Genomic DNA, 12,940 nt, shown 5'->3' on the forward strand with positions numbered 1-12,940 from the left:
CATGGCGTCGTCCCCGCACACCCCGCTTGCCCGCGCCCTGCGTATCGCCCTGCTGGGCCTGAGTGTCAGCCTGCCCATCGGCAGCCTGGCGCAGGCTGCGCCAAGCCACCACGTCGAGGTCCCGGCCGGTAGCCTGGAAGGTGCCCTCAACGCCTATGCCCGCCAGGCCGGCGTGCTGCTGAGTTTCGATCCGGCACTCACACGTGGCCTGAGCAGCCGCGGCCTGTCAGGTGATTACCCGATCGACGTAGGCTTCGCTTCCCTGCTCGGCAACACTGACTTGGCCGCCGAAGCCAGCAGCGATGGCAGCTGGCGCCTGGTACGTGCGACGAGCCAAGGGGCGGTCACCTTGCAGGCACAGACCATTTCCGCCCTGGGCGAAGAGAACCCGCTGGGGCCGGTGGGCAGCTACGTGGCCAAGCGCAGTGTCACTGCAACCAAGACCGACACGCCTATCCATGAGACCCCGCAGTCAATTTCGGTGGTAACCCGTGAACGCATGGAGGCTCAAGGCGTGCAGTCGGTCAATGAGGCCCTGCGTTACACCCCGGGCGTGTCTTCCTACGGCGCCAACAACCGCTCCGACTGGTACACGGTCGTACGCGGCTTCTCGCCGACGACCTATCTAGACGGCCTGCAACTGCCGACCACCATCAACCTGGCCAGCTGGATGGTCGACCCCTACATGCTCGAACGTGTCGAAGTGCTGCGTGGTCCGGCAGGCGTCTTGTATGGGCAGGGCGACCCCGGTGGGGTGATCAACCAGGTATCCAAGCGCCCGAGCACGGTCAGCAGCCACGAAATCCAGGCCCAGTACGGCACTGACGCGCGCCGACAGCTGGGCTTCGACAGCACCGGCGCGTTGGATGACGAGGGCGTTTGGAGCTACCGCATAACGGCCATCGGCCATGAAGCCAACATTCGCGACACCCCTTGGGAGGACAAGCGCCAGGCACTCTCCGCCGCCCTGACCTGGCAGCCGTCGGAAGAGACCCGGCTGACCGTAATGGGCAATTACCTGGCGGACGATTCCAACGCCCAGGACAACTTCCTGCCGGCAGTTGGTACTTTGTCCCACTCGCCCTACGGCAAGATCGGTCGCGATACCTTCACCGGCGACAAGCACTTCTCCAAGTACGAGAAGACCCAGTACAGCCTCGGCTACGAATTCGAAACGCGCCTGAACGACGTCTGGCAGCTGCGCCAGAACCTGCGTTATTCGCATCTGGACCTGAATGACAACATGGTCTTTGGTGTTGGCACTACCGCCTACTACGGCATGGAAGGTGGTGACGAGCGCACACTGTTACGCTACGCCGGCATCGAGAACCCCAAGTACAGCCGCTGGGCTGTGGATAACCAGGCCCAGGCCGACTTCAGTACTGGCGACATCCGCCATACCCTGCTGATCGGTGTGGATTGGCAGCGTCAGCAAACCTCTGACCCGCAGGCCTACGTCCTGACCACCCCTGTCGACCTGTATGGCGGCACGGACTATGGCCCGGTCGACCCAAGCCAGTTCACTCCGGACACCTGGAGCTACAGCCATCAGACCAGCCGACAAACCGGGTTGTACCTGCAAGACCAATTGCACTTCGACGACCATTGGGTACTGACCCTGGGTGGTCGCTATGACTGGGCCACATCGCAAACCCGAAACTGGACCGATGCCGGTTCCGATCCCGAAATACATACCCGTGACGAGGCGTTCAGTGGCCGGGTTGGCCTGGTGTATCTGGCCGACAACGGCCTGGCACCCTACCTGAGCTACAGCGAAGGTTTCACGCCAAACCCTGGCACCGATGCCAACAATCAGCCATTCGAGCCCACCGAAGCCAAGCAATACGAAGCGGGTATCAAGTACCAGCCACCGGGCTCGAACAGCTCGCTGACTGCCGCTGTCTTCGAGATTACCCAGGACAACGTGCTGACCACTGCGCCAGGCAACCCCAATGACAAGGTACAGACGGGGCAGGTGCGCTCGCGTGGCATCGAGTTGGAAGGGGTGGCCAGCCTGAGCAACGAGCTCAACTTGATCGCCACCTATACCTACCAGGACGTGAAGGTGACCAAGGCCAACGACGAGACCGATGGCAAGACGCCCATCAGCATCCCGACACCGCGCAACCTGGCCTCGGTATGGGCTGACTACACCTTGCACGATGGCTTGCTCAAGGGCCTGGGTTTCGGCGCAGGGGTGCGCTACACCGGTCGCAATCCGGGGGCACCGGACAACTCGCTGAACGTGCCGGCCTATACCTTGCTCGATGCCGCCGTGCATTACGAAACCGGGCCGTGGCGGTTTGCGGTAAACGCCAGCAACCTGGCCGACAAAGAGTATGTGGCGGGATGCTATGACGCTACCCGTTGTATCTACGGCAATGGTCGCACAGTGCTGGGCACGGCCACCTATCGCTGGTAGACACCGACCCTGTGGGAGCGGACAGTGCCGCTGAAGGTTGCTGTCATCTGGCTGCAACGAATATTCAGCAACATTTCTGCCATCTCCCCGTGCCTCATTGCGAGTTCGAATGGGCCATCCCGCGCTGCACCTGCCACAGGACCACGACCTGTTCGGCTTGCTCTACGCCTTCGCTTTCCGCCCCGGCCAGCCAGGGCGCGAAATCGATTCGACGCAGTTGTTGCACACGCTCGGCCAGCCGCTGGAGCCCGGCGAGTTTCTCTGGGTGCACCTGAACCTGGCCCACGCCGCCTGCGAGCGCTGGCTGCGCACCCACCTGCAGTTGCCCGACGCTTTCTTCGAAACGCTGCGCGAAGGTTCCCGCTCGACCCGCATCGAGCACGCCGACTCAGCACTGCTGGCAGTGGTCAACGATGTGGTGTTCAACTTCGGCCTGGTGTCGTCGGACATTTCCACGCTGTGGGCCTGTGCCAGCAGCCAGTTGCTGGTGAGTGCGCGACTGCAGCCGTTGCACTCGGTGGACAAGCTGCGTTCGTCGGTCAAGCAGGGTGAGCGTTTTCATTCGTCCATCGAACTGTTGGTCCACCTGCTGCGTGACCAGGGCGATGTGCTGACCCAGATCGTGCGTGAAACCACCACCAGCGTCGATCGCATCGAAGACCAGTTGCTGTCCCAGCGCCTAAGCGACAACCGTGCCGAGCTGGGCAGCATGCGCCGGGTTCTGGTGCGCTTGCAGCGCCTGCTGGCGCTGGAGCCGGGGGCGCTGTTGCGCTTGCTCAACCGCCCGCCGGAGTGGCTGAAGGAACAGGACATACGCCAACTGCGTGCCGCCACTGAAGAGTTCACCCTGGTGATCAGCGACCTCACCGCCCTGGGCGAGCGGATCAAGCTGCTGCAGGAAGAAATCGCCGCCAAGGTCAACGAACAGACCAACCGCACGTTGTTCACCCTGACCGTGGTAACGGTGCTGGCGCTGCCGATCAACATCATCGCGGGCTTCTTCGGCATGAACGTGGGCGGCGTGCCGCTGGCGGAAAACCCCCATGGCTTCTGGGTGCTGGTTGCCCTGGTGGCGACCTTCACCGTGCTGGTTGGGCGCTGGGCGTTTCGCAAGCGCCGGGAATACTAAAACTGGGCAGGCACAGAACAAGCGAACCGACTGACGGTCGCTCCCACCCTTATCCTTGCCTACGCTGATACTCCCAACCCGCTGAAGCAAGGAGATCCACCGTGAGCTTCCAATACAAGCGTCTGGACAAGAACAACGCCGCCGTGCTGCTGGTCGACCACCAGACCGGCCTGCTCTCGCTGGTAAGGGACATCGACCCCGACCGCTTCAAGAACAATGTGCTGGCCCTCTCGGACCTGGCCAAGTACTTCAAGCTGCCGACCATCCTTACCACCAGCTTCGAGACCGGCCCCAACGGCCCGCTGGTGCCGGAACTGAAAGAGCAGTTCCCCAACGCCCCCTACATTGCACGCCCCGGCAACATCAACGCCTGGGACAACGAAGACTTCGTCAAAGCAGTCAAAGCCACCGGCAAGAAGCAGTTGCTGATCGCCGGTGTCGTCACTGAAGTGTGTGTGGCCTTCCCGGCCTTGTCGGCACTGGAGGAGGGCTTCGAAGTATTCGTTGTCACCGATGCATCAGGCACCTTCAACGAACTGACCCGAGATTCGGCCTGGCGGCGCATGGAGGCTGCGGGGGCGCAGCTGATGACCTGGTTCGGCGTGGCCTGCGAGCTGCACCGTGACTGGCGCAATGACATCGAGGGGCTGGGTACCCTGTTCTCCAACCATATCCCCGACTACCGCAACTTGATGACCAGTTACAGCAAGCTGGCCAAATAGCGCCACCCGGCGGGGCTGCACGGCAGCCCCCGCATCAATCTGCAAGCGAAGCGGCAAACCGTCATGAATCGACCATACTGACTCTTCATTCGCCTTCAGGAGAGTGTCATGTCGAAGCCGTCCAGGAAGAAACCCACCCAGGAACAGCCAGAAAAACTGGGCGGCAAGGCCTACGAAAAAGCGCTCAGGAACCTGCATGTAGAGCTGGTGAAGCTGCAGGAGTGGGTGGTGGCCAAGGGCTTGAAGGTATGCATTGTCTTCGAAGGCCGCGATGGCGCCGGCAAGGGCGGCACCATCAAGGCCATTACCGAGCGCGTCAGCCCGCGGGTGTTTCGTGTGGTGGCGCTGCCGGCGCCGACCGAACGGGAAAAATCCCAGATGTACCTGCAGCGCTACCTGGGCCACTTGCCTGCGGCAGGCGAAGTGGTGATCTTCGATCGCAGTTGGTACAACCGCGCAGGGGTGGAGCGGGTAATGGGCTTCTGCTCCGATGAGCAAGTGGATAAGTTCCTGACCGGTGTGCCGGTGTTTGAAAAGGTCATGGTCGAGTCGGGGATCATCCTCATCAAGTACTGGCTTGAAGTCAGCGCCGAAGAGCAAACCCGGCGCTTGCAGGATCGCATCACCGACGGCCGCAAACTGTGGAAGCTGTCGCCGATGGACCTCAAGTCGTACACCCGCTGGGATGACTATACCCAGGCGCGTGACGACATGTTCCAGGCCTCGGATACCGCTTGGGCGCCGTGGTTCATGGCGCACTCCAACGACAAACGTCGCGCTCGGCTGAACATCATCAGCCATCTGCTCAGCCGTATTCCCTACAAAGACATCACCCGCGAGCAGCTGGTGAAGCTGCCCAAACGCGGCAAGATCGGCAAGTACAAGGCTGTGGCCTACCCGTTCAAGGTCGTCGAAGAACGCTTCTGAACCCCTTCCTACGGGAAGCTGCGAAGGTACGAGCTCATGCCTCATGACGGCAGCCTGCTGCAGGCGACGGTGGTGTTCCTGTTGGCCGTGGTGCTTCTGGTACCGCTGGCGCAACGTCTGAAAATGGGGGCGGTACCGGGTTATCTGTTGGCGGGTATCCTGATTGGCCCGTCGGTGCTTGGGCTGCTCGGCAACCCGGACAACGTGGCGCGGCTGTCGGAAATGGGCGTGGTCATGTTGCTGTTCGTGATTGGCCTGGAGCTGTCCCCACGGCGTCTGTGGACCATGCGCCGGGCGCTGTTTGGCGTCGGCAGCTTGCAGGTGGGGCTTACCGCCGTGCTGCTTGGGCTGCTGGCGTATGGGGTGTTCGACCAATCCAGGGCCGCTGCGATCGTGCTGGGCCTGGGCCTGGCGCTGTCGTCCACCGCCTTTGGCTTGCAGGTACTGGCCGAACGCAAGGACCTGGGCAAGCCTCACGGCCGTCTGGCCGTGGCCATTCTGCTGTTCCAGGACATTGCCGCCATTCCCCTGATTGCTGTGGTGCCGTTGCTCGGTGGTGATGTCAGCACCGCCGACGAAGGTGCCTGGCCGTTGCTGGCCGTGGCTGTTGGCATTGGTGTGCTGATTGTTTTTGGCCGTTATCTGTTGACCCCGGTATTCAAGTGGACGGTGGGGTCGGGTCTGCCTGAGCTGTCGACCGCCACGGCTTTGCTGGTGGTGCTGGGCACCGCCTGGTTGATGGAGCACGTGGGTGTTTCGATGGCGCTGGGGGCCTTTCTGGCCGGCGTGCTGATGGCCGAGTCGCCCTTTCGCCACGAACTGGAAACCCAGATCGAGCCAATCAAAGGCCTGCTGCTGGGGCTGTTCTTCGTTGGCGTGGGCATGAGTGCCGACCTGCGCCTGCTGTTCGGCATGCCGCTGATGGTGTTGGGGCTCACCTTGCTGCTGGTCGCCATCAAGCTGCCCTTGTTGTATGGCCTGGGGCGCACGCTCGGTGGGCTCAACAAGGCACAGGCGCTCTGCCTGGGCGTAGTGCTGGCCTCGGGGGGCGAGTTCGCCTTCGTGGTGTTCAAGCTGGCGCTGGACCATCAGGTCCTCACCCAGCAGGTGCACGACCTGCTGGTACTGGCCATCACCTTGTCGATGGCCGTGGTGCCCTTGGTAATGATGGCCTTGGCGCGGCAGCTACGCGACGACAGCCCCGTGCAGGTATCCCCTGAAACGGGCCAGTGAATTGCGCCTGGCTGGTGCATTGAATGTCGGGAGGTGGATCATGCAGTCGAGTTTCAAGCTGGACAGCGCCCTGTCGCGGGGCTTGCTCGATGTACTCATCAAGGCCGGCCTGGTGGCAGCCTTGGTGATCTTCTCCTTCCAGGTATTCCAACCGTTCCTGGAATTGATGCTGTGGGCGGTGATCCTGGCGGTCACGTTGTACCCGTTGCATTGCCGTATCCAGCGCCGCACTGGGCTCAAGCAAGGCTATGCGGCGACGCTGGTGGTGCTGCTGGTACTGGTGGTGCTGTTGGTGCCGATCTACCTGGTCGTGATGTCCATTGGTGAATCGGTGGACAGCCTGGTGACCTTGCTCAAGAGCGGTGCCTGGAGCGTGCCGGTCCCACCTGACTCCGTGGCGAGCTGGCCACTGATCGGGCCGAAGGTGCATGCGCTGTGGTTGGCGGCCTCCGAAAACATGGCCAGTGTACTGAATCAGTGGATGCCCCAGATCAAGGGTGCCGGGCTTACCGTACTGGGCGCTGCGGCCAGTGCCGGTGGGGCCTTCCTGCTGTTCATCGGCGCGATCATCATTTCCGGGGTCATCATGGCCTTCGGTGAACGCGGTGAAGTCGCAGCGCAGCGTATTGCCATGCGGGTTTCGGGCGAAGAGCGCGGTAAGCCCTTGGCCACGCTGTGCACCGCTACCATTCGCGCGGTGGCGCAAGGCGTGATCGGCATTGCGTTCATCCAAATGCTGTTGATCGGTGTCGGTTTCGTCATCAAAGGCGTACCAGGGGCAGGGATGCTGGCCATCGTCATCCTCATGCTTGGGATTGCCCAAGCCCCGGCCACGTTGGTCACGGTGCCGGTAATCATTTATGTATTCAACACCGAAGGCTTCACGGTGGCGGCCATCGTTTTTGCCGTCTACACCTTCGTCGCCGGCCTTGCCGATAACGTGCTCAAACCAATGCTGCTGGGGCGCGGGGTCGATGTGCCGATGCCGGTGGTGCTGATTGGGGCACTGGGCGGCATGGTGGTCAAAGGCATCATCGGGTTGTTCATTGGCCCGGTAATCCTAGGCGTGACCTACGTGTTGTTCTGGCAATGGGTTGCGCTGCAGGTGCCGGAGCAACCGGCACCCCCCGCCGCCTGAGCCATGCCCAACTGCTGCTATGGCCTGGGGTTGCTGATGCTGCTGGCTGGTTGCACCCAGGTCGGCCCCGATTTCGAAAAGCCCCAGGCCCCGTGGCTGGACGGCTGGAGCACACCCATGCTGGAACAGGCAGGGCGTAGCGCCACCACCCCTGACCTGCGCCAGTGGTGGGCGGTGTTTGCCGACCCGATGCTGGACGCGCTGATTGCCGAGGCCGACGCCAACAACACCAACCTGCGCGTGGCTGGCCTGCGTATCGCTGAAGCTCGTGCGCAATTGGCCATCGTGCAGACCGGGCGTTATCCACAGCTGCAGCAACTGAGCGCGCAGAGCCTGTACCTGAAGCAGAACCAGTCCGGTACTGCCACCGCCCGTGATTCGGTGTTCTGGCAATCCAGCGTCGGCTTCGACATTGGCTGGGAGATCGACTTCTGGGGCCGCTTCAGTCGCGCCATCGAAAGCGCAGATGCCCTCTACTTCGCCTCCCAGGCCAACTACGCCGACGCCATGTTGTTGCTGCGTGCACAAGTGGCCGACACTTACTTTGCCCTGCGTACCGCCGAGGCGCGGCTGGATATCGCGCAAGAGAACGCCAAGCGCCAGGCGCGTAGCCTGGAGATCACCGAGCGGCTTTTCCGCCACGGCGAACATGACGAACTCGACTGGCAGCAGGCGCGTACTCAATACCTGGCGACCCTGGCCACCATCCCTGAATTCGAGAATCAGCTCAACGCCCTGCGCAATGTGTTGTGCTCATTGCTGGGCCGCCCGCCCGGGCCGCTGCCGCAGTTGCAGGCCGGTCATGGCCAGCTGCCGCTGCCAGAGCGCGCAATATTGCAGGACGTGCCTGCCAACCTGCTGCAGCGCCGGCCAGACATTCGCGCCGCCGAGCAGGCAGTGGCGGCGCAGTCGGCGCTGGTCGGGGTGGCCGAGGCCGATCTTTATCCACAACTGAGCCTGCTTGGCAGTATCGGCTGGACCTTTCTTTCGGCCAGTCACCTGCCCAACACTTTCGACCTGGCGGCAGGGCCGAGCCTGATCTGGAACCCGTTCGACTACGGCCGGCGCAAAAATGCCGTGCGGGTGGAAGATGCCCGCTTGCAGCAACTGATCGAGCTGTACCACCAGGGTGTGCGCGAAGCCGCCCGTGAAGCCGACGACGCTGCCAGCGGTCTGGTGCGCTCGCTGCAAAGTGCAACCATTCGCGACCAGGCTTCCCAGGCGGCGCAACGCTCGCTGACCCTGGCCAGCTCGCAGTACCGCGAAGGCTTCGCCGACTTCCAGCGGGTGCTCGATGCCCAGCAACTGCTGTTGCAGCAACAGGATGGTTACCTGGTCAGCCGTGGCAACGCGGTCAGCAGCCTGGTGACGTTGTACAAGGCCCTGGGCGGAGGCTGGGACACCCGCCGCGCGCCGATCGACCCGGCCACCCGCCAGCACATGCAGCAACGCACCGACTGGGGCGAGCTGCTCGACGTGCCAGCCTCCAGCGCACATGCACAAGGTGAAACCGAATGAGCGACACCAGGCCAGCGCCGCCCCCGTCAGCCCCTGATCGCGGTATGCGCTGGGTGCTGTTGCTAATTGCCGTGAGCCTGCTTTGGTACCTGCTGGCGGACCGCTTCACGCCATACACCCAGCAGGCACGCCTGCAGGCCTACGTGGTGCCGGTGGCCGCCGAAGTGGCCGGGCAGATCAAGCGTGTGGCCGTCGGCAACAACCAGGAAGTGCGCCAGGGCGATGTGCTGTTCGAACTCGACCAAGAACAGTACCGCATTGCCTTGGCCCGCGCCGAAGCCGATCTCGATACCGTGCGCCGGCAGATCGGCGCCAGTACCGCTGGCATCGACTCCGCTCAGGCTGCGCTCGTGGCGGCCCAGGCCAATGAACGCAAGGCGCGGCAGGACGCAGAACGCCTCAAGCGGCTGATTGACGAAGACCCCGGCACGGTATCGGTGCGCCGCCTGGAAGGCGCACAGGCCACCCGTGACCAGGCCATAAGCCAAGTGGCGGCGGCCCGTGCTGAAGTGGTGCGCGCCCGTGAACAGCAGGGCGGTGCACAGGAGGACAATGCCCAGCTGCGCAGTGCAGCGGCCAACGTGGAAAAGGCCCGCCTGGACCTTGCCCGTACCGTGGTACGCGCTGATGCGAACGGGTTGATCACCGACTTGCGTACCGACGTTGGCCACTATGTCGGGGCGGGCAGCCCGATGATGACCCTGATCAGTATTCATGACGTGTGGATAAGTGCCGACATGACCGAGAACAACCTCGGTCGGCTGCGCCCCGACACGCCGGTGCTGGTGGTGCTCGACGCGCTGCCCGGCACTGTGTTGAAGGGGCGTATACGCAGCATTGGCTACGGTGTGAGCGTGGGCCAGCCTGCAGCGCCGGGTACGCTGCCGACCGTGCAGAACAGCCGCGAGTGGCTGCGTTCGGCGCAGCGCTTCCCGGTGATCGTCGAGCTGGAGCGCGACCAGCTTCAGGACAAGACCGTGTTGCGGGTCGGTGGCCAGGCCGAGGTCATGGCCTTGCCCGGCGAAGGCAACCCCCTGAACCTGCTGGGCCGGTTGTTCATGTGGCTGATGAGCTGGCTGTCATATGCCTATTGAGCTGCGCCGCCTGCGCGCCCTGCGCCTGGCCTGGGGCGTGGCACTGTGCCTGGCGGTGAGCTTTGGTATCGGCTTGCCGGTGCCGATCCTGGCACCTGTGTTTGCAGTATTGCTGCTCGCCATGCGCAGTCAGCCACTGCCCCTGCGTGCGGCGCCGGCCCTGGCGCTGCTGGTGCTGCTAAGTTGCGGCAGCGGTCTGCTGCTTATTCCGCTGTTGCGCCATGCCCCAACGGCTGGCGTGTTGCTGGTGGGGGTGGGGGTTTTCCTGACATTGCGCTATGCGTTGAAGGGGGGCAACGGCCTGCTGGCCAACCTGCTGGTGGTCGGCCTGACCATGATTGCTGCTGCCGGCACCAGCGATTTCACATTGGCGCTTTCGGTAGTCGAAGCGCTGGCCAAGGGCATGCTGCTGGCGGTGCTGGGCACGACAGTGGCGCATGTGCTGTTTCCCGAGCCAGCCGATGCGCCGGCACAACCGGCGGCGGCGCTGCTGGCCAGCGAGCATGTCAGCTGGGTGGCGCTGCGGGCCACACTGATCGTGATGCCGGCCTTTCTCCTGGCGTTGATCGCGCCGGACCAGTACATGCCACTGATCATGAAAGCCGTGAGCGTTGGGCAGCAGGCCGGCGAAACCCGTGCGCGGCACGCCAGCCGAGAGCTGATCGGTTCAACCTTGCTTGCTGGGGTGTTGGCGATAGTGTTGTGGGGCGCGTTGAGCCTGTACGTGCACCTGTGGATGTTCTTCCTGTGGGTACTGCTGTTCGCGCTCTGGCAGGCGCGACGGCTGTACCAGGCCGTGTCGAACCGGCAGAGCCCGGCTTATTGGGTGAGCTGCCTGACGACAATGCTGATCCTGTTAGGGCAGTCGGTGCAGGACAGTGCCGGCGGGCAGGACGTTTACCGCGCCTTTGCCGTGCGCATGGCACTGTTTCTGGCGGTGTCGGTGTATGCCAGTGCCATGCTTATCTGGATTGACCGGTTTCGGCTTCGGGTACGGGCTGTTTAGTTCTTCTGTCAGGGCTGCCAATCGACCCCACTCTCTTCCAGATAGGCATCCACTGCCGCGCCCACTGTAGGGTGAAAAGCCCTCTCTCCCATATGCTCGAACAACCCGAATCGCCGCATCTTGTCCTTCACCGGGTCCTTCATTTCGGCAAACTGCAACTCCACCCCCCGTGCCTCCAGCGCTCGGTCCAGCTCGGCCAGCATGTCCGCCGAGGTGATGTCGATACTGGTCACCGGTTCCGCCGCAATTATCAGCCGCTGCACCGGCGTCGGCGACGCGTCCACCGCCGCCATCACTGTGCTCTGGAACTGCTCGGCATTGGCAAAGAACAGCGGCGCGTCCCAGCGCAGCAGCACCAGCCCCGGAATACGCCGGGCCTGTGGATAACGCTGCACGTCATGGTAACCACGCAGCCCATCGGCACGCCCGAGCACCGCGTGGTGCGGCCGCCAGCCGTCCCACAGGAACTCGATCACCGACACCGCCACGGCAATGCAGATACCGGGAATGGCGCCGAACACCGCCACACCGACAAAGCAGGTGATCGACAGCCAGAATTCCCACTGCTGCATGCGGAAAATACGCTTGAGGTCGGCGAACTCGAACAGCCCCAGCGCAGCGGCAATGACCACCGCAGCCAGCGCGCTGTTGGGCAGGTGCTGCATCAGATTGGGCGCTACCAGCAGCAACAGGGTTACTGCCAGCGCGCCGATGATGCCGGTGAGCTGGGTCTGCGAGCCGGCGGCTTCGGCCACCGGTGTGCGTGACGAACTGCTGCTGATCGGGATGCCTTGGAACAGCCCCGAAGCCAGGTTGGCCACGCCCAGGCCGAACATCTCCTGGTTGGGGTTTACCGGCATTTTCAGGCGTGCGGCATAAGAGCGTGACAGTACGCTGGTGTCGGCGAACGACACCAGCGCCACGGCAACCCCGCCCAGTATCACTTCGACCAGGTCGATGTCGGTTACCCAGGGGAAGACGAAGCTGGGCAGGCCCTGGGGCAATTGCCCGAGTACCTTGACGCCCATTTGGTCGAGGTTGAACAGGCTTACTGCCAGCGTCGCCAACACCACGGCGATCAAGATGCCTGGCAGGCGCTTGAACGGTTTGAGCAGCAGGATCAGCGCCAGGCTACCGGCGCCCACGACGAAGCTTGGCCAGTGCCCCTGGCCGGCGAACAGCGCCTGGCCCAAGTGCCAAAGGTCGCGCAAGGGCCCCTCACTGTCGACTTTGAGGCCGACCAGCTTGGGCAACTGGCTGATCAATACGGTGAGGGCGATGCCGTTCATGTAGCCGTAGCGGATCGGCTTGGACAGCAGCTCGGTGATAAAGCCCAGGCGCAGCAGCCCGGCAACCACACAGAACGCCCCGGCGACCAGCGCCATCATGCTGGCGATTGCGATCGCCCGCTGCGGGTCGCTGGCAGCGTACTGCACCACCACTGCCAGGATCGGCGCGGCCAGCGCCGAGTCCGGCCCCAGCACCAGGATGCGGCTGGGGCCGAACAGGGCATAGGCCAGCAGCGGGATGATGGTGGCGTACAGCCCATAGATACCGGGGACGCCGGACGCTTCGGCGTAGGCGATGCCCACGGGTACCAGCATGGTGGTGAGCACCAGGCCGGCGGCGATGTCCTTGGGTAACCAGGCCGCTTTGTAGTGGAGCAGGGTGACCAGGCCGGGCAGCCAGCGTTGCCAGTCGAAGCGTGTGGTGTCGGGCATGGTGCGGGCTCTGGAGAAGGAGGGGGCTCA

10 protein-coding genes are annotated in these 12,940 nt (G+C 63.4%); 9 read left to right on the top strand and 1 reads right to left on the bottom strand.

The window, feature by feature from the left end; translation table 11 throughout:
• Position 1: 1 nt before the first annotated feature.
• From APH35_RS11120 to APH35_RS11160, 9 genes are all read left to right on the top strand, one after another.
• On the top strand, positions 2-2,422 hold the full coding sequence (locus APH35_RS11120) for a TonB-dependent siderophore receptor (protein ID WP_012270459.1): 2,421 nt from the start codon (positions 2-4) through the stop codon (positions 2,420-2,422).
• A 109-nt stretch (positions 2,423-2,531) separates the two neighbouring features.
• Positions 2,532-3,551, top strand: a complete 1,020-nt coding sequence (locus APH35_RS11125; protein WP_012270460.1) for a transporter — start codon at positions 2,532-2,534, stop codon at positions 3,549-3,551.
• 101 nt (positions 3,552-3,652) lie between these two features.
• Positions 3,653-4,273, top strand: coding sequence for an isochorismate family cysteine hydrolase YcaC (gene ycaC / locus APH35_RS11130; RefSeq protein WP_060514803.1), 621 nt, complete (start codon positions 3,653-3,655; stop codon positions 4,271-4,273).
• 108 nt (positions 4,274-4,381) lie between these two features.
• On the top strand, positions 4,382-5,200 hold the full coding sequence (gene ppk2, locus APH35_RS11135) for a polyphosphate kinase 2 (protein WP_012270462.1): 819 nt from the start codon (positions 4,382-4,384) through the stop codon (positions 5,198-5,200).
• 36 nt (positions 5,201-5,236) lie between these two features.
• Positions 5,237-6,433, top strand: coding sequence for a monovalent cation:proton antiporter-2 (CPA2) family protein (locus APH35_RS11140; RefSeq protein WP_012270463.1), 1,197 nt, complete (start codon positions 5,237-5,239; stop codon positions 6,431-6,433).
• A gap of 40 nt (positions 6,434-6,473) precedes the next feature.
• Positions 6,474-7,571, top strand: coding sequence for an AI-2E family transporter (locus APH35_RS11145; RefSeq protein WP_060514804.1), 1,098 nt, complete (start codon positions 6,474-6,476; stop codon positions 7,569-7,571).
• 3 nt (positions 7,572-7,574) lie between these two features.
• Positions 7,575-9,089: an efflux transporter outer membrane subunit gene (locus APH35_RS11150; protein WP_060514805.1), complete on the top strand. Its 1,515-nt coding sequence runs from the start codon at positions 7,575-7,577 to the stop codon at positions 9,087-9,089.
• On the top strand, positions 9,086-10,183 hold the full coding sequence (locus APH35_RS11155; RefSeq protein WP_012270466.1) for an HlyD family secretion protein: 1,098 nt from the start codon (positions 9,086-9,088) through the stop codon (positions 10,181-10,183). The genes APH35_RS11150 and APH35_RS11155 overlap by 4 nt, the downstream gene beginning before the upstream one ends.
• Entirely contained in the window at positions 10,173-11,189 is a 1,017-nt protein-coding gene (locus APH35_RS11160; RefSeq protein WP_012270467.1) for a DUF2955 domain-containing protein, read from the top strand. The genes APH35_RS11155 and APH35_RS11160 overlap by 11 nt, the downstream gene beginning before the upstream one ends.
• Positions 11,190-11,197: 8 nt before the next feature.
• On the opposite strand, the gene APH35_RS11165 is transcribed toward APH35_RS11160, so the two are convergent.
• Complete coding sequence (locus APH35_RS11165) at positions 11,198-12,910, bottom strand: SulP family inorganic anion transporter (RefSeq protein WP_060514806.1); 1,713 nt, start codon at positions 12,908-12,910, stop codon at positions 11,198-11,200.
• Positions 12,911-12,940 lie beyond the last annotated feature (30 nt).

The organism is Pseudomonas sp. NBRC 111132 (genome assembly GCF_001320565.1).
Classification (GTDB): domain Bacteria; phylum Pseudomonadota; class Gammaproteobacteria; order Pseudomonadales; family Pseudomonadaceae; genus Aquipseudomonas; species Aquipseudomonas putida_P.

What these genes read in the sequence shown, in the direction of transcription:
- APH35_RS11120 (WP_012270459.1), top strand. Translation starts at nt 2, where the DNA reads ATGGCGTCGTCCCCGCACACCCCGCTTGCCCGCGCCCTGCGTATCGCC.
- APH35_RS11125 (WP_012270460.1), top strand. Translation starts at nt 2,532, where the DNA reads ATGGGCCATCCCGCGCTGCACCTGCCACAGGACCACGACCTGTTCGGC.
- ppk2 (WP_012270462.1), top strand. Translation starts at nt 4,382, where the DNA reads ATGTCGAAGCCGTCCAGGAAGAAACCCACCCAGGAACAGCCAGAAAAA.
- APH35_RS11140 (WP_012270463.1), top strand. Translation starts at nt 5,237, where the DNA reads ATGCCTCATGACGGCAGCCTGCTGCAGGCGACGGTGGTGTTCCTGTTG.
- APH35_RS11145 (WP_060514804.1), top strand. Translation starts at nt 6,474, where the DNA reads ATGCAGTCGAGTTTCAAGCTGGACAGCGCCCTGTCGCGGGGCTTGCTC.
- APH35_RS11150 (WP_060514805.1), top strand. Translation starts at nt 7,575, where the DNA reads ATGCCCAACTGCTGCTATGGCCTGGGGTTGCTGATGCTGCTGGCTGGT.
- APH35_RS11155 (WP_012270466.1), top strand. Translation starts at nt 9,086, where the DNA reads ATGAGCGACACCAGGCCAGCGCCGCCCCCGTCAGCCCCTGATCGCGGT.
- APH35_RS11160 (WP_012270467.1), top strand. Translation starts at nt 10,173, where the DNA reads ATGCCTATTGAGCTGCGCCGCCTGCGCGCCCTGCGCCTGGCCTGGGGC.
- APH35_RS11165 (WP_060514806.1), bottom strand. Translation starts at nt 12,910, where the DNA reads ATGCCCGACACCACACGCTTCGACTGGCAACGCTGGCTGCCCGGCCTG.